This window comes from Nocardia sp. XZ_19_385, from assembly GCF_015355755.1.
GTDB lineage: Bacteria > Actinomycetota > Actinomycetes > Mycobacteriales > Mycobacteriaceae > Nocardia.
On the sequence record NZ_JACVEE010000001.1, the window covers coordinates 851,960 to 873,571 of the forward strand.

A 21,612-nucleotide genomic window follows, 5' to 3' on the forward strand; every position below is an offset into this window, starting at 1 on the left:
CGCCCCGCCTCCTTCTCCTTCCGCGGCCCGTCAGCCGACGGTGTGACGCAGCAAGCTCCTCTGCGAACCTCGCAACCGGCACCCCTCCTGCCGACTCGATGCGCGGCTCACTTCGGTGTCGTAGTCCAGTAACCACCGCGCCGGACGCGCGCAGCGATCGCCGCGGCCGCGCGGATCCGCCGGACCAGCTCTACCGGATCCTCGAGATCAGCCCAAGTCAGTCGAACCACAAGCCAGCCGAGCGCACGCAATTGATCCTCACGGATCTTCTCGGCGATCACGACCTGCTCGGCCGTGCGCCTACCCCGTAATTCGCTCTGATACTTCACCTTTCCGTCGAACTCGACGATGACACCGAGCTCGGCGAACAAGAAATCGACGCGACCGACGCAGGCACCATCATCTGTACAAACCTGGGCCTGCGGCTCTGGGTCCGGCAGTCCCGCACGCCGGAACGCCACCCGACAGCGCGACTCCGCGACACTCTCACTGCGGCCGTCGAGAAACTCGATCACCTTGGCCGCCTTGCGCGAACCCGGCCGATGCGGAGCTCGCCCCAAATGACGACGCAGCTCATCCGCCGTGGTCAGGCCCTTCCGCAAGGCTGAATCCCCAATAACCACCGCCTGCTCGAAATCCACCGACCGCGCCATGTCGACCACCGTCCGCGCTGGTGTGGTCACCTGGATGTCATCGACCACAGTGATCTCATCCGCCGCCAACCGCGCCGAATGCACAACCGTCCTCCTACCCACCCGAGCACCGTTGGGCCGATCCCGCGTCAAATGCACCCGCCCCATCGTTACCCCCCAACAGTCCATCCCATGCAGCACCACAGCCGAACAGTGGCTCGCCACAGCACAATCCGACACCCCACCGAACGCCGCCAGCACCAACACCAAATGCCGCCCCACACCATCCAAATCCCCACCCGACGACCCCAAATACTGCCCCCTCCGCACCCGCCGCCATTCCCCACTCCGACAGAGCCGCCGCAACTCAACATCCGACATCCCCGCCTCCAACGCATCCCGCCGCGAAATCGGCCGCTGCACACCCATCCCCGCAGCATGACCACCAAAACCCCTGTCACCCACCCCCACCCCCAAATGTGGATAAACCCCCCAGTTCTGAATATCTCCTCCTTCAGTCCCCCACTCAAGCTTCACAACCCCGCTTGATGCTTCACAGCACCTGCAGCCGGTTGGAGGTGCTGTGAAGCATCAACACGTGCTGTGAAGCCTGAGACGCGGTTCACGGCTGCGCGGGATGCGAGCAGTTGGGGCGCGGTGAGTGCGCCCCGGACGCGGTCGCCGCAACCGCCGACCGGCCCGAAGGCAATCCCGACCGCTACTGAGTGCGGCTCCTTCAAACGTGGCCGGGAGTTGGGGGCAGCCGCGTCACGCCTGACCGGGGGTTTGCCGCGTCACGCGTAACAGGGTTTGGGGGCAGCCGCGTCACGCGCAAACTGGACTTTGAAGACGGCCCGTCATGCGTGACAGGGGGTTTGAGGGCGGCCGCGTCACGCGTGACTGGACTTTGAGAGGGCGGCCGCGTCAAGCGTGACTGAGGTTTGAGGGTGGCCTTCACGCGCGATCAGGGGTTCGGGGGGCGCTGCGTCACGCGTGGTTGGGGTGTTGGATACAACCGCTCAGGCTTGGGTGGGGGTAAGGATGACGGTGCCGAGGGGGGTTCGGGACTCCAGGAGGTGGTGGGCGGTGGCGGCTTCGTCGAGGGGGAGGATCGAATCGATTTGGGGAATCAGGGTTCCGGCGGCGGCTAGGTTGAGGGCGGCGGGGCGGGATTGGGCGACGCGGGTGAGCCAGTGGGGGCCGGCGCAGCCGGTGAGGGTGAGGCCGCGGGGGATCAGGTCGGCGGCGGAGATCTGGGCGGGGGTGCCGGAGAGGAATCCGTAGCTGAGGATGCGGCCGTGTAGTGGGGTCACGGTGTCGAGGAGGGCTGCGGCGGTGGGGCCGCCGATCGAGTCGAAGACGACGTCCAGGGTTGTGCTTGTGAGGGTTTCGTGGAGGTGGGTGGGCCAGGACGGGTCGGTGTGGTCGATTACCTCGTCGGCGCCGAGTTTCCGGGCGTGGGCGATTTTGGCCGGGCCGCCGGCGGTGGCAATGATGCGGGCGGCGCCGCTGTTCTTGGCGAGCTGAGTCAGGGCGGCGCCGACACCGGTGGCGGCGGCTTCGATCAGTACCGTTTCCGATCCGGTCAGGCGGGCGGTGTCGAGCAAGGTCAGTGCCACCGAGCCGCCCATCAGAACGGCGGCCGCGTCGGTCGCGGACAAACCGTCCGGCAACGGAGTCACGGAAGTGGCTGGGGCGCAAACGTATTCGGCGTATGCGCCGAAGCCCATGGTGGCCATCGCGACGCGCTGACCGATCAGGCCCGCGTCCACGTCCGCGCCGACCTCGGTGACCGTCCCTACGGCTTGAAATCCGAACAAAAACGGCGGCTCGACCGGCAGCGGGTATTCACCCGAGCGCAGCCTCGTCTCCGCGAACAACACCGGGATCGCCGCGGCGCGGATCACCACGTCGCCCGCACCAGGCCGAGGCTCGGGCACTTCCCGAGGGACCAGCACCTCGGGCCCGCCGACGCCCGTCATTACGATTGCCTTCATCGATAACTCCATAAGTTGACTAGCGGTCCAATTGACTCCGACGTTATGGACTGTCGGTCAACTTTGTCAATGCTCTTGTGGCTCAATGCTGTTGAAGGAAGCGGGTGCGATGTCCGACGGGCAACCCAGGGAACGGGCCGATGCCGCGCGCAACCGGCGCGCGATTCTCGACGCCACCAAGGCCCTGCTCGCGGAGCACGGAGCCGAAGCCGTCACCATGGATCGGGTCGCCGCGGCGGCGGGCGTCGGAAAAGGCACCATCTTTCACCGATTCGGTAGTCGCGCCGGGCTGCTGCACGAACTGGTCGGCGAACCGGCGCGCGCTCTGATGAGCGCGGTAACCAGCGGTCCGCCGCCCCTCGGCCCCGGCGCTCCCGCCAGGGAACGCTTACTCGCCTATTTCGACGCGATGACTCGCCTGGTCATCGACAACATCGAACTCGTCGTCGCCTATCACGCGGTGCCGCCCCACCCCCAGCGCGAGGAGTTCCACAGCTTCTGGGCCGCCCACATCACGGCACTGCTCCGCGAAGCCCGCCCCGACCTGGACGCCGAAACCGTCGGCGCACTACTACTCGCCCCACTCGGCGGCGAACTCGTCCCGCACATGGTCCGCACCGGCGCCGCCGACCGCCTCCTCACCGCCGTCCGTGAACTGGTCGAATCCGTGCTCCGCACACCCTGATTCATCCATCCGTTGTCGATATCGCACTGGTTCACAGTGATTGGTTGTCACAGCGAGCCGACGGAACCGGGTGCTAGCGTCGAGCTATGCCGAGCAGGGATGACATTCAGCATCGGGTCGTGACGACATTGCAGCGGCGGGTCTTCAATCCCCTGATCCGCAGGGCGCCGGTGCAGCAGTTGCTGGAGACGGTGGGGCGGGTGAGTAAGGAGCCGCGGATCACTCCGATCGGCGGGCGCAAGATGGGGAACGAGTTCTGGCTGGTGTCGGAATACGGGGAACGCTCGCAGTACGTTCGGAATATCAAGGCGGACAATCGGGTTCGGGTGCGCGATCGTGGCCGCTGGTACACCGGCACCGCGCACCTGCTGCCCGACGACGACTGTCATGCGCGGCTGCGGACGCTGCCCCGCTACAACAGCACCGTGGTTCGTCTGGTCGGCACCGACATGCTCACCGTCCGTATCGATCTCGATCAATAGGGCGACAGCACCGCACTTCCGCCGACCCGCCGATAATCACTGGCCGGATCGCCCGGCGGCGGGCACCATGGCAATTCCATCCCCTTTGCTCGAACGCGATTCGAGAAGGAGGCGCATGGTCGCCCGCAGAACTGCTGTCACGCTCGCACTTCGTTACTACGGAAGAGAATTGGGTCGGCGGCCGCGGTTTACGGTGCCGGCGATGTTGACTCCCGCGGTGGGCAATATCTGTCAGTCGTATCTCGTGCCGCTGGTGGTGGCGGGGATGGTCGGGCGGATTGCCGACGAGGGCGTCGAAGCGGGAGCGGTCGCGCCCTACATCCTGGGCGTTGCCGGGTTGCTGACCTGTTCGGAGCTGTGCTGGCGGATCGGGCTGCATTGCCTGAATCGGGCCGGCGCATACGGGATCGAGAGTTTGTATGTGACGGCGATGGACGAATTGCTGGTTCAAGACGCCGCGTTCTTTCACGACAATTTCGCCGGATCGCTCACCAAACGCGCACTGAGTTTCGCTTCGCGCTTCGAGGAGTTCATCGACACGCTGGTATTCGAAGTGTGTGCGTTCGTGGTGCCGGTCGGGTTCGCCGCGTTCGTCCTGTGGCGCTACGACCCATTGCTGGTGTTCGTCCTGTTCGGGTTACTGCTGCTCACCGGCCTGCTGATCGCTCCCCTCATACGACGCCGTCAGAAATTGGTGGACGCGCGGGAACGCGCCATCGCCCGGGTGGCCGGGCATGTGGCCGACAGTGTTTCGAATATGCATTCCGTGCGCGCGTTCGCCGCCGAACGTCAGGAGGCGGCCGAGCACCGCCGACGGGTGGCGGACCAGCGGCGAACAGCACTGCTCTCCTGGGATTACGGGAATCTGCGGATCGATATCGTGGTGGGTCCGCTGTTCGTGCTCACCAATGTGCTCGGATTGCTGCTGGCGTTGCGGCTGGTCAGCAACGGCGCCGGCGTCGAGGTGGTCATCGTGGTGTTCACCTATTTCTGGAATGCGTCCGGAATCATGTTCCGGTTCAACCAGATCTATCGCCGGCTGGAAAGCGCGATCACCGAAGCCGCCCAATTCACCACGCTGTTGCTGACCCCACCCGCGATAGCGGAAGTACCGGATCCGGAACCCCTGTGCCCCAAGGATTTCGGGGTGCGTTTCGAAAAGGTCGACTTCGCTTATCCGGGTGCGCGGCCGCTTTTCACCGGCTTGGATCTGGACGTGCCCGCGGGCACCCGGGTGGGCCTGGTCGGCCGCTCCGGCGGCGGCAAGACCACCATCACCCAGCTACTGCTGCGCATGACCGATATCCAAGGCGGCGCGATCCGCATCGGCGGCCAGGACATTTCCCGCCTGAAGCAGGCCGACCTGCGCGGCATGCTGGCCTACGTGCCACAGGAACCGGCCATGTTCCACCGCACCCTGCGCGAGAACATCCGCTTCGCCCGCCCGGACGCCACCGACGAGGAGGTGCAGGGCGCGGCGAAGGCGGCCCACGTCACCGAGTTCGCCGATGCCCTGCCGGAGGGGCTGGAAACACTGGTCGGCGAGCGCGGGGTGAAACTGTCCGGCGGCCAGCGCCAACGGGTCGCGCTGGCCCGCGCCATCCTGCGCGACGCGCCGATCCTGGTGCTCGACGAAGCCACCAGCGCTTTGGATTCCGAAGGTGAACTGCTGGTGCAGCAAGCCCTCTGGGAACTCATGGCGGGTCGCACCGCGCTGGTGGTGGCGCACCGTTTGAGCACGGTGGCGAGCATGGATCAACTGGTCGTGCTCGACCGCGGGACGATCGTCGAGCAGGGGACGCACGCGGATCTGCTACGCGCGAAAGGGGTTTACGCGAAGCTGTGGCAGCACCAGTCCGGCGGGTTCCTGGGCGAGGATGTCAGCGCCGGGTGAGCGCGAAGACCGGGAAGGTGCGATCGGTCTTGGTCCGGTAGTCGGCATACCCGGCGTACATCGCGTCCAGCCGCGGCCACAGGGCCGCGCTCTCGGCGGCGAGCAGTTCGACGGCCGCGACCGGAATCTTCTCCTTGCCGATTTCGATCTCGGCCTCGGGCTTGGCCCGCAGGTTGTACACCCACGCCGGGTCGCTCTCGTGGCCCGCGTGCGAGCCGACGATGACGTAACGCTCACCGTCCCGCAGATACAGCAGCGGGGAGGTACGGGACTTGCCGGTTTTGCGACCGACCGTGGTGAGCAACAGCACTGGTGCGCCCTGGATCTTGCCGAGCACTTTGCCGCCGCTGACCCGGTACACGAGAGCGTTGAGGCCCACGAAGAGACGTTCGACTGTGTTCTTGATCGCCATCCTCCGAGCCTATGCCCGGCGCGGGGCCGACAGGCGTCATTCCCGGGCGAGGATAGCTTCGAAACGCTCGTCGGCGCGGTCGAGCTGGTCGAGGATGTGCTGTTTGACATGCTCGGCCAGCGGCGTGTCCGCGCGTGTGACCAGGTCCCGGTACACGTCGGTGAGCGGACGGTATTTGCTGGCGAGTTTGCGCATGTGCGGGCCGGTGGAATAGAGAATGCCGACGCCGTTGTCGGTGAAATCGGAGAGTTTCACGACGCGGGCCCAGGGTGCGCGATCGAGATTGGCGGCGACATGCTCGCGGTATTGTTCGTGCCGGTCCTGACGCGGGTCGGGTGCCGGATTGGTCACGGCGGCAACGATATCGGCGACCCGAAGGCCGAATCGCCGCGCGAGTTCGCCCAGTGCCGCGTCGGTGGGCTCGCCCGCGAACTCACCCGCCAGTTCCCGGGGGTGGTCTTCGACGGAGTCGTGCAGCAGGCCCGCGACCACCACATCGGATTCCCGGACCTCGTAGTGGCTGATGATCCGAATCGCCACGCGCAGTAGATGATTGATGTACGGCTCGCGGCCGTATCGATCGGACTCGTGCAGCTCCGAGGCCAGTTCCAGAGCTTCGGTGAGCCGTTCGACATCGGGATGTTCGGCGATTTCCAGCAGTAATCGTTCACGCAGCCCGGACTCGCCGTATACCTCGCTGATCGTGTGCAGCGGCATCACGGCCAAGACCCCCGCCCCAGGATTGCTCATAAGCACAATCTAACTGGGACACCGCCGTTCGCGCGCTATGTATTCTCCCCGCTCCCCCGTGTTCTCGCGCACTCCTCCCGGGAAAATGCGTTGCCGATCGAGATAGCCCGTGGTGTCCTGGAATCCACGCGAGGCAGAACCGGAGGTAAACGTGGCCGCGCAGAACAAACGGCCGCGCCCAGCCTCGGCCACCGACGACATGCTGAAATTGCACCGCCGCACCATGGTGCTGGACGGTCGTGTCTACACCGTGCTCACGCTGCGCCCCGGCAGCGATTTCCGCTTCGCCACCAACCGTTTTCACGAGACCTGGCATGTGCTCTCGGATTGGCGTGGGTCCCGGGCGCTGGCCCGGCTGCTGTGGGGTCTGTCGTATCAGCGGCGGCCCGGCACGCTGGTGGTGATCGATCCGGCGCATCTGGATCCGAACCCGTTCGACGCCGCGCCGTCGGATCCCATCGTGCTGGTCCCCTCGGACCTGACGGTGTTCACCCAGGCCGCCGCGACCGCCCTACGCCGGCGACTGCCGCTGCGGGACAAGTCGCAGGGCACCGTGCGGTTCCAGACCTTCGGCCTGCGACCAGCGGTGGCGAAGGTGGACGCCTGGCGGTCCCGGCCGGAAGCCTGGAACGCCTACCGCTGGCAGCCGCCAACCGGCTGGGCCCGGATCGAGCGGGTCGGCGGGATGCTCGCGATCTTCGGCTCGTCCAGCCAAATGCGCGGCTGGGCAACCAGTCTCGCGACCCTGGGCTCGCATGTGCATTACGACATGGATTACCTGTACTTGGACGAGCAGGCCGACGGCGAGGTCCAGATCTTCCGCCAGTACCGGCGCAAGGTGAACATCGCTCGCCAGGCCCGCACCGAGGTGCTCAGCCGTTCCGGTGCACAATCACCGCACGGGATCGAACCCCACATCTGGGCGCACGGCGCGACCGTCCGTCGCCGGCGCTACCCCACCCGCGACGAAAAGCGCACCGCCACAGACTGATCCGTTGCCGCGGGCACGCCGGCCTCGAGTTCAGGCGCTCGCGATCGCCGACAGCCGCTCGAACTGCTCGTCCGACAGCTGCACCGCACTCGCCGCGATGTTCTCGGCCAGGTGCTCCAGTGAGGTCGTGCCCGGAATCGGCAGCACGGTAGGCGATTTGCGCAGCAGCCAGGCAAGCGCGGTCTGCGCGGGCGTCGCGCCGATCTCCTTCGCGACGGCAGCCACCGGACCGTCCGGGCCCGCGTGCTCACCGCCGGCGACCGGGAAGAACGGAATGAACGCGATGTCGTGGGCGGCGGCGTACTCCACGACTGCCTCGTGCCCGCGGTTGGCCAGGTTGTACATGTTCTGCACGCTGGCGATCGGGGTGATCTGATCGGCTTCGCGCAGCTGGTCCACCGTCACCTCGGACAGGCCGATGTGGCGAACCTTGCCTTCCTGGCGCAGCTGGTGCAGCGCGCCGATCTGATCGGCCAGCGGCACGGCCGGGTCGACGCGATGCAGTTGCAGCAGGTCGATCCGATCGAGTTTCAGCCGCCGCAAACTCAATTCGGCCTGCTGCCGCAGATACGCCGGGTGTCCGACGGGCACCCATTCCGTCGGCGACGGCCGGGCTACGCCGATCTTGGTGGCGATCACCACGTCGTCCCGGTACGGGTGCAGCGCCTCGGCGACCAGTTCCTCGTTCTCGCCGAGCGCGTACGAATCCGCGGTGTCGATCAGATTCACCCCGGATTCGACGGCCGTGCGCAGCACCGCCTTGGCTGCCTCGCGATCCACCGGCGCCCGCCAGATGTGCCCCGTGCCCGCCTCGAACCCCGGTTCCGGCGCGGCCGCCAATCGCATTGCGCCGTAACCGATCCGGTTCACCTTCAGCTCGCCACCGAGCAAGAACGACGTACCCATCTGCACCACTCCCTCACGATTCAGCTGACGAGAAGAGGGAACTCACGGCTGCCGAGGGGTATTCCCGGCGCCTTTCACTCCGCCTTGGGCACCAGGGTGTTCTGGCGCGCGGCGGTCCACCACTTGCCGTTCTCCTTGACCAGCACGTAGAGGGCGATCATCGCGGGATCCTTGTCGATCAGCTCGCCCTCGGCGGTGGTGGCGCGAGCGACCTTGTGGGCGATGGCCACATCGGGGCGGAGGAAGGTGATGTCTTGAACGTCGTAGCGCGCGTACTGGTTCTTCAGGAACCCGGCCAGCCCGGCGCGATTGGCTTCGAGGAGGGTGTCGCGTCCCGTCATCAGCATGCCGACAGCGTTGACCACTGCCGCGTTGGCGGTGAACGGGCTGGTCAGCAGTTCGGCGTCGTTGGTGTTGTAGGCGGTCTCGGTGTCCCGGATGATCTGCTCGATCGCCGCGATGTCCGTGGCGTGATCGACGGTGGTGTCATTGACAGTGGGGGCTTCGAAAGTTGTTGCGCTCATGGACAACAGCTTTATACCTGAACCTATGTTTAGGTCAATGCGGCGGCGGAGTCTGCTCCGTCACAGCTACCGAACTCCGCGCGGACGGAACTGAATGCTGATGCGCGGCCCGGCGAGCTTCCGGGTCTTCGGCACCGCGTGCTCCCAGGTGCGCTGACACGACCCACCCATCACCAGCAGGTCCCCATGCCCCACCTGGTACCGAAGCGCCTCGCCGCCGCCGCGCGGACGCAACAGCAACGCCCGCGGCGCGCCTACCGACACGATCGCGACCATGGTGTCGTCCGTCGCACCGCGCCCGAAGGTGTCCCCATGCCAGGCCACGCTGTCGCGCCCGTCGCGGTAGTAACACATCCCGGCGGTCCGGAACGGCTCCCCCAACTCGGCCCGATAGTGCGCACTCAACGCATCCCGCGCCGCACCCAGCACCGGATCCGGCAACTCCTCCCCCTCGCCGTAGAACCGCAACAGCCGCGGCACATCCACGACCCGGTCATACATCGGCCGCCGCTCCGCCTGCCAAGGCACCGCCCCGACCAGCCGCTCGAACAGCTCGTCCGCCCCGCTCACCCACCCGGGCAGCACATCCACCCACGCCCCATGCGCCAGCTCGGTACGCCGGATCCGGCCGAGCCCACCCACCTCGACCACACCGAACCCATCCAGCAGCGATCCCTGCAGCGGCGACGACATGGCCCCGAATGTACGCCAAATCGAACATACGTGCTAGCGGCTTCCGGTCAGCGTGTTCCGCTAGGGATAGCGGCGGGCGAAGACCGGGGCGTGTTCGGGGCGGATGCCGCGGGCGAGGAGGTATGGGGGGACGCTGCGGATAATCGGGATGCGACGGAAGACGCGAACCGGGAGTGGGGCTTGGTCGGCGCCGGCGATGTCGATGCGGCCGGCCAGGGCGGGGGCGATGGCGCGGGCGTGCAGGAAGCGTTGCAGCCCTTGGGTTACCGCGGTAGGGAGGGTGCGGCGGCGTTGGACCTGGGCCAGGTCGGCGGTGGAGACCCGGCCTTCGGCGAGCGGTTCGGCGAGGATGCGGGCGGCTGCGACGGCGTCCTGGACGGCGAGGTTGATGCCGACGCCGCCGACCGGCGACATCGCGTGGGCGGCATCGCCGAGGCAGAGCAGGCCGCCGGTGTACCACTTGTCGAGGCGGTCGAGTTCGACGTCGAGCAGTTTCACCTCGTCCCAGCTGTGCAGGGCGTCGACGCGGTCACGCAGCCACGGGACGGCCTCGGCCATGCTCCCTACGATCGCCTCGACCGGGCCCTGGCGGACCGCCTCGTCGCTGCCCTTGGCGATGAGGGTGGCGACCTGCCAGTAGTCGCCGCGGTCGAGCAGGACGGCGGCGCGGTTGGCGCTGACCACCGGGACAGCGCCCGCGGGGTCGGTGTCGTTGCGCGGCAGGCGAAACCACCAGACGTCCATCGGGGTGGGCCAGCTGTGTGACGGCAGCCCCGAGGCAGCGCGCAGCACCGAATCACGTCCGTCGCAGGCCACGGTGAGGTCCGCGTGCATCTCGCCGGACGCGCCGTCGGCCGTGCGATACCGGACGCCCGCCACGCGGCGCCGTCGGCGAACAACAGAGATCGTTCTCTCAGAACGGCTCGTCCGGGGGTAGCTGGCGCACTTCCGGCAGGAACTGGTCGAGTTCGCCGATATCGAAGCGGGACAAGCCGATGACGTGCCAGAACTGGCCCGCCGGACTCCCGTCGGCCTTGTAGCGGCCGCCCGGGGCGACCGCCGCCCAACTCTCCGGGAGCCCGAGCAGGAACGCCCGGATGACGGGCACATCCTCAGGCCGCTCCCCCATCGACCACACGATGACATTGCCGTCATCGGCCCCGCTGGCCAGTACCCGGCCCGACGGATCGAAGGCCAGCGACCAGATCTGGCGCTTGTGCCCTTCGAGGGTGTGCAGGTGCCGCCCGGTTGCCATGTCCCATAAGCGAATCACCAGATCGTCGCCACCGGTGGCCAGGATGCCGGTCTTCGCATCGATCGCGGCCGCCCACAATCGCGCGGTGTGCCTGCCGATTTCGTGCAGGCAGTCACCGCTGTCGACATCCCAGATCCGCACCTTGGTGTCCCAGGAGACGCTGGCGAGCCGGTTACCGTGGAACGCGACCGCGTACACCCGGTCCTCGTGCCCGCGCAGCGCGCGCAGCAAACGCCCGGACTTCACCTCCCACAGCCGGACCACTTTGTCGTCACAACCGGTGGCCATGAGCGTGCCCTCGGCATTGAACGCGATGGACCGCACCCGCCCGCGGTGTTCGACGCAGTGCTGGTGCACCGCGCCGGTGGTGCGAATCCACAGGGTGACGGTGTCGTCGTCGTTGGCGGTGGCGACGTATTCACCGGTGGGGTCGTAGGTGGTGGCCCAGATCGGCGGCGATTGACCGGTGATGTGCCGTTCGTAGGAGTCGGTGGCCAGGTTGTACAGACTCAGGCGGCCGTCGTTGCGGGCGATGGCGATCTGGTTCGGGTCCACCGAGCTGAATCTGGCTGCCTCATAGGAGAACAGCCGGTCCTCGCTACCGAGCAAGCGGCGGGTCAGGCGGCCGGTGACCGGGTCCCAGAGCCGGACCACGCCGTCGTTGCCGCAGGCCGCGAGCAGGGAGCCGTCGCAGTTGAAACGCACGGTGGTGACCTGTCTGCCGTGCCCGGTCAGCACATGACGGCAGGCCCCGGTCTCGGAATCCCAGAGGCGCGTGGTGAATTGGTCGTCGGTGACCGCGAGCTGGCGGCCGTCGGCGCGGAAGGCGAAGGGCCAGATCGAACCGGTGTGCGCGGTGAGCCGGTGCCGCAGCTCCCCGGTCACGCTGTCGTGCAGGCAGATTCGGCCGGCGCTGTCACCGGAGGCGAGCTGCTCGCCGGCGGGATCGAAGCTCAGCCAGTAGATGGCGGCCCCGGCGTGTTCGGCCGAGTTGTGCCGGGGCTCACCGGTTTCGACGTCCCACAGGCGCAGTCCGCCTTCGGTGTCCCCGCTCGCCAGGATCGGCAGGCTCGGGTGGAAGGCGAGGGTGTAGACCCGCCCGGTGTGGCCGGTCAGCTCCCGCACCCGCAAGCAGGTGTCGGGATCCCAGAGCGACACCGTGCCGTCCGCCGCACCGGTCGCCAGCAGGTTTCCGCCGGGGCTGCAGACGATTCGATAGACCGAACCTGCCGCTGCGGTGAATGTCGCTTCCTCCGTGCCGGTTTCGATGTCCCAGATCCGCACCACCCCGTCGCGGTAGGCGGCGGCGAGGGTGCCGTTGTGGAAATCCATGCTGTAGATGAGGTCATTTCCGCCACTCGCCGGCCGGCAAACCTGCAACAGCTCACCACTGGGCAGCGACCACAGCCGCAGCACGCCCGCGGCGTCACCGGTGGCCAGCACGTCGCCGCGCTTGCTCAGCACCACCGGCCACGGCCAGTTGTCGTGGCCGGACAGGATCCGGCGCAATGCACCGGTGGCGGCGTCCCAGATGCCGACGGTGCCGTCTCCCGAGCCGGTGACCAGCACCTGCTCGGTGTAGCCGACCGCGAAGGTGCGCGCCCGATGGGTCTGCAAGGTGCGCAGCGGCCGGCCGGTCTCGCTGTCGTAGATCAGCACACCGCCGTCCTCGCTGCCGATGGCCAGGGTGCTGCCGTCCGGGCTGTAGGCCACCGGCTGCGGCAAGCGCCCGTGCCGGGCGTGGAAGCCGTGCCGCACCCCGATCGCGGCGGGCGCGAATTCGGTGTGCACCGGCGCACCGGGCACCACCGCCGCACCGCGCAGCTCCGAATCCAGTGGCGCGCCGGTCACTTCCAGCAAGGCGGCGCGATGCCACCGGGCGCCGACGGCACGAACGCCGGTGAGGTCGGTGCGGGCCAGCCGGGCCCGGGTCAGATTCGCGCCGCTGAGGTCCGCGTCGGTCAGCACCGCGTCGTCCAGCCGGGCGCCGACCAGCCGCGCACCCCGCAACACCGCACCCGCCAGGTTGGTACCGACGAGCCGGGCACCGCTCAAATCCGCGTCACTGAGATCGACGCCCCGCAGTTGGCGATAGGACAGATCCGCACCCGCCAGCATGGCGCCGCGCAGATCCGCCGACGGCGCCGTGGCCAGCCGGGTGCTCACCCGCAAGGCATTACGGCGGGCATGCTCACCGGCGTCGGAGTCCGCGAGCACCGCCTCCGCCCAGGCGCCCGCGGCCCGATGGTCGGCCAGATCACCGAGGAAGTCGATGGTCAGCTGGGACAGCGGGCGCGCGGCCAGTTGCGGCGGCGCCGCCGTCCCGCCCGCGAACTGCCCCGCGATGTGGTTGGCGACCAGCCACTCGGTCACCGAGGAGTGGATGAACCCGAACAGGTTCTCCTCGGTGCGCACCAGCAGGCTGCCGGCGCCGATGGCATGCACCTGCTGCTCCGGGGTCATCCGGTTGGACCCGGTGATCTCCACCAGATCCTGTGCCACGGTGGCCAATTCGGCCATGCTCAGATACTGCTCGCCGGATTCCCAGCAGCGCAGCGCGAAAGCGGTGACCGCCAGCCACAACTCCCCGACCGAGAGCCCCGGCTGCGAACCCGCGACCGAACTGGTGCGCCGGGCCTCGAATTCGAGCCAGGAATCCAGTATTTCGCGATACAGCCCGGCCGGGCCGACCGCGCCTTTGGTATCGGCCGCCGCCCGCAGCCGGGTGTCCTCCAGGTCGGCGATGAAGCTCAGCATGCGCGGGTTGCGGGCCAGGCCGAGCAGGTCCTGAATGCCGGTGATGCGCCGCATCCGGTCGTCGGCACGGGCCAGATCACCGCCGTACCGGTTCACCAGGAAAGCCCGGATCTGTTCGTGCCCAAAAGGTTCGATGCTCAGGATGTGCCGGTCCTGCAGCATGCCGACACGCTCGCCGAGCGCCGAGAGGACCTGGAAGCGGGACTCGAAATGCTGGGTGCGGCTGGCCACGATGATCTTCGCCTTACCGGCGGCGGCCCCCAGCAGTGTTTCCAAGTGCTGGGCGGCGAATTCGTAGCTGATGCGGGTGGCGAGTTCGTCGAAACCGTCGAACAGCAGCACCACCCGGCCCTCGCGCAGCATGTAGTGCAGCGCGTCCAGATCGATGCGGCCCTCGCCGTGATTGGCCAGGTGCGCGGCGACCAGGCCGTCCACCGTGTGCGATTTGTCCAGGCCGCGCAGCTCGATCAGGATCGGGATGAGGGCGGGCCGGGTTTCGGTGATACGGCGGGCCAGTTCCCGCAGCGCGAAGGTCTTGCCGCGCCCGAAATCGCCCAGCAGCAACACGAATCGGCCGTGGTCGGCCGACACCACGCGCAGCAGTTCGCCGACGAGGTCTTCGTGCGCCTGCTCGTCGCCGTGTCCGAGCATCCGGAAGCGTTGCGGCACATACAAGTCCGGCGGGTAGCGGCGGTCGGTGCGCAGGCGCACGAGCTGCCCGGCCAAATAGTGGTCCAGGTCCACCAAGCCCTGGAAATCGGTGAAGCTGCGCAGCCGTACGCCGTGACTGGCGGCTTCCTCCCGCAGCGAAAGCGACGGCGGCGCACCACGATAGACGAGATCGGAGCCGTATTCCGGGTCCTGGGCGAGGAATTCCTCCACCACCTGGCGGGTCACGTCCCCGACGTGTACGCCCACGCGCCGCACGCCGACCACATCACCTTCCTTGTGGACGATCAGCAGGTGCGGCGGATCCGCTTGCACGCGACGGATTTTCGCGCCGGGGAAGCGGGTTTCGCAGACCTCGGCGACGCGCTCCAGCAGCCGGCTGTGCGGATCGACGATCTCCGGTTCGCCGCCTTCCGGCTCTTCGGTTTCGAGCTCTTCGGAGGGTGGCAGTTCCAGCTGGGTTTCCGGCGGCAATGCGGCGGCGGCATGCACCCAGGTCTGGGTCAGTTTCGCCCACGGCTCACCGGGCCGGGCCTCGGTGCTGGTGTAGCGGGCCAGCCCGTCCAGGGTGATGTGCACGATTTCGTCGCGCCCCGGCGCGGCGGCGGGCAGCACCGGGAGCACCCCGCCCATCCGATCCAGGTGTCGCCCGCCCGGACCGGGGCCGTGCAGCAGCAGATTGAGCCGCCCGGCCAGCAGCCGCGACAGCGCGTCGGCGTCCCGCAGCACCGTCGGATCCTCCGGTGCGGCAGCGGGACCCGGGAGCGGGTCGTGCCGCAGCACACCGAGTCGCAGCCAGCCGAGCCGCTCGAACTCACGCAACTGCTGGGCGAACCACGCCGCCTGCGAGGTGCCGATCGCGCCGTAATCGTCGCCCGGCCGGTGCGTCATCGCCATCGTCGAGTTCAATCCGGCGACCACCACGCGCAGCTCCGGGATCGGGAACAGCGTCCAGGGCTGCCCGACGTCGAAAACCAGATGGTCCAGACCCTGATAGAGGTCGCTGAACAGACGGGCGAACTGCTTCATTTTCGGGAAGTACGGCGGCTGCGGCTTGCGTTCGTTCGCCTCTTGGTCGAGGAAGTACGCCTGGCAGGCGGCTTTGGAGACATCGTGGTTACCGGGCACCACGATGACGCGGCTCGGCTCCAGACCGAGCAGGACCCGCAGGCCGGTCAGGAACCGCAGCGCCTCGTCCACCTGACTCGGACGGGCCGATTCGGTCAGATCACCGGTGACCACCAGCAGGTCGGGTTTCGGCACGCCCTGGTCGATCAACTGGGTGACGTTCGCCCAGATGTGCGCCTGCAAGTCACCGGCGGTCGCGGGGTCGTCGCGCCCCAGCAGGCCGCGGCCGAAACGGGGGCCCGCCACATGCAGTACCGACACGCCCTCGTGCCGGTCGCCCGGCACGGTGGCGGCGCCGGGAAACTCCGGGGCGGAGACCGGAGTGCGCCGGTGCCAAGGTCTTTCGATGGTGACGGCGTCGTCCTCGGTATGCCGCTCCGGCACAGCGTCGAGCGGGAATCCGGGCGCCGACTGCGGCTTGGCCCGGCCGGCGAGCAGGTGGCCGACCCGCTCGAACACGATCCGGCGCGCCACCTCGGCGCTGGCCACACCGACCAGATCCAGATAGATGATGGTTGCCAGCAAGCCGCTCAGCTCGCATTCGGCGATCCGGATCGGCAGCAATTTTCCGGGTTCGGTGCGGTAGGTGGCCTGCCATTCCTGGGTGCCGCCTTTGGAATTCAGATAATTCTCCGACAGCACCGCCACCACCACCGCCGAGTCCCGCACACCACGGTCCATGAAGTCGATGAAATTGGTGCCGGGCACGAAATCCCAGGCCTGAATCAGCGTTCTGTACCCGGCGGCCTCAAATTGCCAAGCCAGCCAGGTTGCCCACCGTTCGTCTGCCGGAGAGTAACTGATAAAGAAATCACGGGGCTGGGCGCCGGGCTGCGTCACCCTCCTAGTATGCCCGCCTGCTTGATCATCTTGGGACACACCGGAATCAGCGGCGAGGACGGCGCGGGCTTCGGGTCCACGAACCACCCCGGTCGAGTGCGCGTCGATTGCCCTCCCCGGGTGCGATCATGGGCGAGTGCCCGAACAGGTCGATTCCGCCGCGACGAAGACGCCGCCGAGTAACGAGACACGCCGTTACTGGGGTCTGACCATTCTGGACTGGGTCCGGATCGGCCTGCTGGTAGCGGGCCTGCTGTGCGTGTTCACCGGGGCACTGCCGGCGGGCGAGGCGGCCGAGAACATGCGGCGCATCTGGCCGCTGCTGCTGTTCCTCGGCGCGGTCATCGTGCTGGCCGAACTCACCAGGCAGGCAAAGGTTTTCGATGTCATCGCGCATCGGCTGGCGATTCTCGGGCGAGGCAACTATCCGGCGCTGTTCGGGCTGTGCGTGCTGTTCGCCTCGTCGACCACGATCCTGCTCAACCTGGACACCACCGCGGTGCTACTCACTCCGGTGATGCTGGCGCTGGCCAAACCCGCGCGGATTCCGCCGCTGCCGCTGGCGATGCTCACCTTGTGGCTGGCCAATACGGCCAGTCTGCTGCTGCCGGTGTCGAATCTGACGAACCTGCTCGCCGCCGAGCGCGTGGCATTGCACGCGACCGAGTTCGCCTCGAGAATGTGGGCGCCACAGCTGGTTTCGATCGCGGCAACGATGCTGTGCCTGTGGGTGTTCTATTGGCGACGCGGGCATCGGGACGCGGACCGATATGTACCGCCGGAGCCCGTGCGGCCGGAGAACGCGCGTGAGCGGGCGCTGTTCTACACCACAGCGGGCGCCTGCCTGCTGTTTATCGTGGCGATCCCGTTCGTCGGCGAACGGATCGACGTGGCGGCCGGGATCGCCGCCCTGATCGCCCTGATCGCGTTCACCGTTTTCGACCGTTCGGCCCTGAAGCTCTCGCTGTTCCCCTGGCAGCTGCTGGTGTTCGTGGTCGGCCTGTTCCTGGTGGTCCCGACGCTGAGCAGGCACGGGCTCTCCGATCTGATGCACCTACTCATCGGCTCCGACCCCGGCGCCGAGGGTGCGTATCGGGCCGCCGCGGCGGGCGCGGGCCTGTCCAACGTCGCGAATAACCTGCCCGCCTACACCGCGGGCGAGGCCGTCGTCCCCGCGGCGAATCACGACCAGCTGCTGGCCTTGCTGATCGGGAGCAATGTCGGGCCGATCGTCACCCCGTGGGCTTCGCTGGCGACCCTGCTGTGCCTGGAATTCTGCCGCACCCACAACGTGCGCGTGCCGATGGGACGCTTCGTTGCCACCGGTCTGGCGCTGGCCATCCTCGCGACCGCTGGTTCTGTTGCCGCGCTGCTGCTTACGAGCTAGCGCAGCCCGGTGACCGCGACCTCGGCGGCGGCCTTGACCCACCTGGCGAGTTCGGCGGCCATGTGCGGGCTGCCGGCGATGAAGTCGACCTCGCTGCCGAGCGGGTCGATGGTGTCGTCGAGCGGCGCACCGCCGAAATCGGTGATCTCGACGCCGGATTCACGGGCGATGAGGGCGCCGGCCGGCAGGTCGACCACGCCCGCACGGTAGCCGACGAATCCGTCGATGTCGCCGCGGGCCAGCATGATCCAGCACAGCAGTGGTGACCAGAGTTGGATCAGGCGACGGGAATTCGCTTCCAGCGTCAGCCGCATCGCCCGGGCGATCGGATCGGCGCGACCCACCGGATAGCCCTGCAACCAGGCCAGCACCGGCGCGGAATCGCCACGCACGGAAGGTGGTTGCCACAGTCGCCCGTCCGGGCCGTTCGCGCCCCGGCCGCGCACCGCCGACCAGGTGTGGCCGGTGAGCGGTTCGTACACCACGCCGACCACCGGAGTTCCGTAGTGGCACAACGCGATTCCCACCGTGCACACCGGCAGGCCGATGGCGATGTTGTTGGTGCCGTCGAGCGGATCGACCACCCAGCACCAGGCGTCGTCCGCCCCGGCCAGCAGGCCCGATTCCTCGGCCAGGATCCGATGGTCGGGAAATGCCCGGCGCAGATGACCCAGGATGATGTTTTCAGCGCGGAGATCCAGATCGGTGACCAGGTCACCCGCCGACCCCTTCGCCCGAATAGCCAGCGCGCCACCCAGACCCGTGCGGATCGCCTCGCCCGCCTCCTCGGCCGCCGTGATCGCCACGTCCACCGCGATCCCCGGTGGCATGACGAGATCCCGGAGCGAGTTCACGACGTTGCTCGGTCCCATTGCTCCTCCAGGTGAGCTGGCTGGGTCAGCTGGTCCAAAACGGTCCGCGCCACGCGGCGGGTTTCCTCCGCGGTGCACGGGATGCGGTGCACCCAGTGGTCGTCGGTGGCGAGACCGCCCAGTGAACGATCCGGCGGGCCGTGCCGGTACTCGCCCAAGGCTACGGTCGCGGCCGCACCGACGACCTCTGATACGTGGAATACACCGTGCGGGAGGGTATATGCGTCACCGGCCCGGAAAATTTCACGCGAGCGCAGTCGATAGGCGACGACCTGCGAGGTGGCGCGGATCAGATCACCATCGGCGCTGCTCTGGATCTCGAAGACCCGATGGGTCGGCTGCTCGGGCGCCTCGACCACCTCGAACACGTCATTGGCGACAGCCCCGTACAGCACGATGCTCAGCAGATCCCAGCTGTGCGCGTGCACCAGCGATGTCGTGGGCCGGCGGCGCATCCCCTCGGCCCACACATGCAGGCAGATTCCCAGATCTCCGTCCCGCCACACCGGGAAACACAGGAACCCCAGCGGATGTCGCACCACCGTCACCAGCGCGTCGCCCGCGGCCACGGGCCCCAGGTATTCCCGCACCCAGCTCCCCACCTCCCGGGCAGCCGCAGCGGAAGTGATCGAACTACGTAATCGGGCATAGGGATTCATCAGAATGGGTTCTCCGGATTCAACGCGCGACGCACGATCTCGGCTACGTCACGATCCTCGAAAGACGCGGGCAAAGGCAGTCTCAGCGCGTCGAACACGGCCCGCACCTGCTCGACCGTGGGTTGCTCATCGAGCTGGACGTCGCGCGCATCGCCCAGCGGCACCTTCTTGGCCTGATCGAAACTCGAGTCCAGTTCGCGGCTGAAATCCCGGTAGTAGGGCTTGTCGCGCTCGAACATCATGGCCGGGGTGTTCGGATTGTCCTGGGTGATGATGACGCAACTCGTCGACAGGTCCCAGCGGAAGGTGGTCATCACCGACGAGAACCCGACCGCGATGTCGAGCGGGCTGTACTGCTGCTTGTACCAGCAGGCTGCGAGCACGGTCGCGAACGACTCCTGTTGCACGCGCCGGGTGGTCCAGGGATCTCTGGTCCGGACGGCATCCGGCGCCACCGATGCGCGGAACTCCGCGTAGGTCTTGCAGAGCAGTTCGTTGGTCGGATCGAGAATCTCCAGCCGGACCCGAAGACTCCGCTGGTCGCGCCGGGCATTGCGCACACATTCCTTCAAGGTCACGGCGCGGACGTAGGTTCCGGTGCCGCCCTTGAAGATCCACTTCTCGGTATCGCGGCGGGCCAGGGTGTGCTGATGCCCGATCTCGGGCCCGTTCAGCATCTGCACCGACGACGCGTCACGCATCGCCTTGGCGGACAGATGCCGGTCCCGCAGCAGCGTGGTCGCGAGCAGCGCGAGGACCAACAGCACAGCCGCGTTCACCTTGTCGGCCTCGAGCACGTCGATGACCGCGAGCACGCCCACGGCGGCGGCGAGTACCAACGCCACCAACCCGTCGACGTTGTTGCGCAACCATGTCAGGAATCGCGCCATGCACCACCCTCCCCGTGTCTCCACCAGGATAGGTGCCCGCTTCCGTACCCAGCGCGGTATCGCCGAACTCACGAGGTAGCGACTACCCGAATCCTGTTGGTCTCGAGCATGGTTCAGGAATCTGTTATCCGCTGCGAGCGCTGCCGCGCGAACCTAAGATCGGAGCAATTCCGGATCATCCGACGGTGGGACTCTCGATGACCAGCATCATGCGGTGGGCATTCCGGTACGCCGACGTCCTCGTAGCCCTGACGCTCGCCCTGGTCGTAGTGGGGCTCGACGTCATCGGAGAAACATCGGAGAAGACCCTGCAGAACGCCATGATGGCGACGCTGGCCGTCGTCGCCCTGGTGCTGCTGCGGGATCGAGTGCGCACCGACAGCGCCCGCGACGAGACCCGCGACAAACTCGACGCACTGGTCGCGGGGCTGGACAGCAGGCAGATCGTGCAGGTGATCAGTGGAGCGGAGTGCAGCCGGCTGCTCGCGCAAGCCCGGCTGGAGACGCGCACCTGGGTATTCAAAGGGGCGACCGCGACCTACGTCCGGGCCGTGACCCTGCCGGACTGCATCCGGATCGCCAGGCCCAACCAGCGCGCCCTCGCCTTCCAGCTGGAGATCCTCGATCCGACCAACGAAAGTCTCTGCGCGCGGTACGTCGATCTGCACAAATCGATGAGCGATCCGTCGAGTCCGGTGCATCAGTGGGATGCCGACGGGACCCAGCGGGAACTGTTCTCGACCATCCTCGCGGCGTGCTGGTATCAACAGCAGTACGCGCGACTCGCCATCGAGATCCGCCTGTCGTCGAGTTACACCCTGGCCCGCTACGAGCTGGCGGCCGACAAACTCATCTTGACCCAGCGCGGGCCCGGGTTTCCGGCCACCGTCGTCCATCGAGACACCCCCACCTACGACTGCTTGGAGAAGGAAGTCGACGTCAGTTGGAAGCAGGCCCGGCAGGTCCCGCTGCAGGCCGTCAAACAAGAACTGACGCTGAGTCCGCGACCGACGCCGGACGAGGTCAAGCGCGTGTTCGCGACGCTGGCGCTGCCCTTGCCCGCGACATGGAACGACGCGGTCCTGACCGAACTTTCCGATATGGCGTTGGCCTCCCCCGACCCGTACGCATAGGGCCACCCTTGACCTCGAGTGCGGTTGAGGAATCAGGATGGATACCGTACCGCCGG

The 21,612-nt window shown here is 67.4% G+C and carries 18 protein-coding genes and 1 pseudogene; 6 read left to right on the forward strand and 13 right to left on the reverse strand.

Annotation, left to right across the window (positions count from 1 at the left end; all coding sequences use genetic code 11):
* Positions 1–107: 107 nt before the first annotated feature.
* The 3 genes and pseudogenes from IBX22_RS03925 to IBX22_RS03930 form a co-directional block, all read right to left on the reverse strand.
* Entirely contained in the window at positions 108–902 is a 795-nt protein-coding gene (locus tag IBX22_RS03925) for an endonuclease domain-containing protein (protein ID WP_228538171.1), read from the reverse strand.
* A gap of 54 nt (positions 903–956) precedes the next feature.
* A pseudogene (locus IBX22_RS38465) lies at positions 957–1,061 on the reverse strand (type IV toxin-antitoxin system AbiEi family antitoxin domain-containing protein); the annotation flags it as partial.
* A gap of 590 nt (positions 1,062–1,651) precedes the next feature.
* Positions 1,652–2,629, reverse strand: a complete 978-nt coding sequence (locus tag IBX22_RS03930; RefSeq protein WP_194814002.1) for a zinc-binding dehydrogenase — start codon at positions 2,627–2,629, stop codon at positions 1,652–1,654.
* Positions 2,630–2,738: 109 nt separating this feature from the next.
* Here IBX22_RS03930 and IBX22_RS03935 point away from each other — a divergent pair, with 109 nt between their 5' ends.
* From IBX22_RS03935 to IBX22_RS03945, 3 genes are all read left to right on the forward strand, one after another.
* A complete protein-coding gene (locus IBX22_RS03935; protein WP_194814003.1) occupies positions 2,739–3,314 on the forward strand; it encodes a TetR/AcrR family transcriptional regulator in 576 nt (191 codons plus the stop codon).
* A gap of 86 nt (positions 3,315–3,400) precedes the next feature.
* Complete coding sequence (locus tag IBX22_RS03940) at positions 3,401–3,796, forward strand: nitroreductase/quinone reductase family protein (RefSeq protein WP_194814004.1); 396 nt, start codon at positions 3,401–3,403, stop codon at positions 3,794–3,796.
* A 202-nt stretch (positions 3,797–3,998) separates the two neighbouring features.
* Positions 3,999–5,690: an ABC transporter ATP-binding protein gene (locus IBX22_RS03945; protein WP_228538172.1), complete on the forward strand. Its 1,692-nt coding sequence runs from the start codon at positions 3,999–4,001 to the stop codon at positions 5,688–5,690.
* Here the strand turns inward: IBX22_RS03945 and IBX22_RS03950 are convergent.
* On the reverse strand, positions 5,677–6,102 hold the full coding sequence (locus IBX22_RS03950; RefSeq protein WP_194814006.1) for a nitroreductase family deazaflavin-dependent oxidoreductase: 426 nt from the start codon (positions 6,100–6,102) through the stop codon (positions 5,677–5,679). The genes IBX22_RS03945 and IBX22_RS03950 overlap by 14 nt on opposite strands.
* 36 nt (positions 6,103–6,138) lie before the next feature.
* The gene (locus IBX22_RS03955) at positions 6,139–6,852 is read right to left on the reverse strand and encodes an HD domain-containing protein (RefSeq protein WP_194814007.1); all 714 of its coding nucleotides are present in this window, start codon (positions 6,850–6,852) and stop codon (positions 6,139–6,141) included.
* Between the two features lie 151 nt (positions 6,853–7,003).
* Between IBX22_RS03955 and IBX22_RS03960 the strand changes: the two genes are divergently transcribed.
* Complete coding sequence (locus IBX22_RS03960) at positions 7,004–7,843, forward strand: hypothetical protein (protein ID WP_194814008.1); 840 nt, start codon at positions 7,004–7,006, stop codon at positions 7,841–7,843.
* 30 nt (positions 7,844–7,873) lie between these two features.
* On the opposite strand, the gene IBX22_RS03965 is transcribed toward IBX22_RS03960, so the two are convergent.
* The 5 genes from IBX22_RS03965 to IBX22_RS03985 all read right to left on the reverse strand — a co-directional run bounded on the left by IBX22_RS03965 (position 7,874) and on the right by IBX22_RS03985 (position 16,654).
* Positions 7,874–8,749 (reverse strand): aldo/keto reductase, encoded by an 876-nt coding sequence (locus tag IBX22_RS03965; RefSeq protein ID WP_194814009.1) that lies wholly within the window; start codon positions 8,747–8,749, stop codon positions 7,874–7,876.
* 74 nt (positions 8,750–8,823) lie between these two features.
* Positions 8,824–9,273, reverse strand: a complete 450-nt coding sequence (locus tag IBX22_RS03970) for an SgcJ/EcaC family oxidoreductase (protein ID WP_194814010.1) — start codon at positions 9,271–9,273, stop codon at positions 8,824–8,826.
* A 66-nt stretch (positions 9,274–9,339) separates the two neighbouring features.
* A complete protein-coding gene (locus IBX22_RS03975) occupies positions 9,340–9,966 on the reverse strand; it encodes an alpha-ketoglutarate-dependent dioxygenase AlkB (protein ID WP_194814011.1) in 627 nt (208 codons plus the stop codon).
* A 60-nt stretch (positions 9,967–10,026) separates the two neighbouring features.
* Positions 10,027–10,845 carry an FAD-dependent monooxygenase gene (locus tag IBX22_RS03980; protein ID WP_309234413.1) on the reverse strand — a complete coding sequence of 273 codons (819 nt, stop codon included), beginning with the start codon at positions 10,843–10,845 and terminating at the stop codon, positions 10,027–10,029.
* A gap of 34 nt (positions 10,846–10,879) precedes the next feature.
* Positions 10,880–16,654, reverse strand: a complete 5,775-nt coding sequence (locus IBX22_RS03985; RefSeq protein WP_309234414.1) for a TIR domain-containing protein — start codon at positions 16,652–16,654, stop codon at positions 10,880–10,882.
* Between the two features lie 97 nt (positions 16,655–16,751).
* Between IBX22_RS03985 and IBX22_RS03990 the strand changes: the two genes are divergently transcribed.
* Positions 16,752–18,002 carry an SLC13 family permease gene (locus IBX22_RS03990; protein WP_194814013.1) on the forward strand — a complete coding sequence of 417 codons (1,251 nt, stop codon included), beginning with the start codon at positions 16,752–16,754 and terminating at the stop codon, positions 18,000–18,002.
* Here the strand turns inward: IBX22_RS03990 and IBX22_RS03995 are convergent.
* The 3 genes from IBX22_RS03995 to IBX22_RS04005 form a co-directional block, all read right to left on the reverse strand.
* Positions 17,999–18,874 (reverse strand): inositol monophosphatase family protein, encoded by an 876-nt coding sequence (locus tag IBX22_RS03995; RefSeq protein ID WP_228538174.1) that lies wholly within the window; start codon positions 18,872–18,874, stop codon positions 17,999–18,001. The two genes, IBX22_RS03990 and IBX22_RS03995, sit on opposite strands and share 4 nt — an antisense overlap.
* Positions 18,853–19,464, reverse strand: a complete 612-nt coding sequence (locus IBX22_RS04000; RefSeq protein WP_228538175.1) for a hypothetical protein — start codon at positions 19,462–19,464, stop codon at positions 18,853–18,855. Before IBX22_RS04000 ends, IBX22_RS03995 begins: the two co-directional genes overlap by 22 nt.
* Before the next feature lie 68 nt (positions 19,465–19,532).
* Complete coding sequence (locus tag IBX22_RS04005; protein WP_194814015.1) at positions 19,533–20,423, reverse strand: hypothetical protein; 891 nt, start codon at positions 20,421–20,423, stop codon at positions 19,533–19,535.
* A gap of 197 nt (positions 20,424–20,620) precedes the next feature.
* On the opposite strand from IBX22_RS04005, the gene IBX22_RS04010 reads away from it, so the two are divergent.
* On the forward strand, positions 20,621–21,556 hold the full coding sequence (locus tag IBX22_RS04010) for a hypothetical protein (protein ID WP_194814016.1): 936 nt from the start codon (positions 20,621–20,623) through the stop codon (positions 21,554–21,556).
* The last annotated feature ends 56 nt before the right edge of the window (positions 21,557–21,612 follow it).

Bases quoted from the DNA above. Each gene is read 5' to 3' on its own strand.
- IBX22_RS03930 (WP_194814002.1), bottom strand. From the start codon at position 2,629: ATGAAGGCAATCGTAATGACGGGCGTCGGCGGGCCCGAGGTGCTGGTC.
- IBX22_RS03935 (WP_194814003.1), top strand. From the start codon at position 2,739: ATGTCCGACGGGCAACCCAGGGAACGGGCCGATGCCGCGCGCAACCGG.
- IBX22_RS03940 (WP_194814004.1), top strand. From the start codon at position 3,401: ATGCCGAGCAGGGATGACATTCAGCATCGGGTCGTGACGACATTGCAG.
- IBX22_RS03945 (WP_228538172.1), top strand. From the start codon at position 3,999: ATGTTGACTCCCGCGGTGGGCAATATCTGTCAGTCGTATCTCGTGCCG.
- IBX22_RS03950 (WP_194814006.1), bottom strand. From the start codon at position 6,102: ATGGCGATCAAGAACACAGTCGAACGTCTCTTCGTGGGCCTCAACGCT.
- IBX22_RS03955 (WP_194814007.1), bottom strand. From the start codon at position 6,852: ATGAGCAATCCTGGGGCGGGGGTCTTGGCCGTGATGCCGCTGCACACG.
- IBX22_RS03965 (WP_194814009.1), bottom strand. From the start codon at position 8,749: ATGGGTACGTCGTTCTTGCTCGGTGGCGAGCTGAAGGTGAACCGGATC.
- IBX22_RS03970 (WP_194814010.1), bottom strand. From the start codon at position 9,273: ATGAGCGCAACAACTTTCGAAGCCCCCACTGTCAATGACACCACCGTC.
- IBX22_RS03975 (WP_194814011.1), bottom strand. From the start codon at position 9,966: ATGTCGTCGCCGCTGCAGGGATCGCTGCTGGATGGGTTCGGTGTGGTC.
- IBX22_RS03995 (WP_228538174.1), bottom strand. From the start codon at position 18,874: ATGGGACCGAGCAACGTCGTGAACTCGCTCCGGGATCTCGTCATGCCA.
- IBX22_RS04005 (WP_194814015.1), bottom strand. From the start codon at position 20,423: ATGGCGCGATTCCTGACATGGTTGCGCAACAACGTCGACGGGTTGGTG.
- IBX22_RS04010 (WP_194814016.1), top strand. From the start codon at position 20,621: ATGACCAGCATCATGCGGTGGGCATTCCGGTACGCCGACGTCCTCGTA.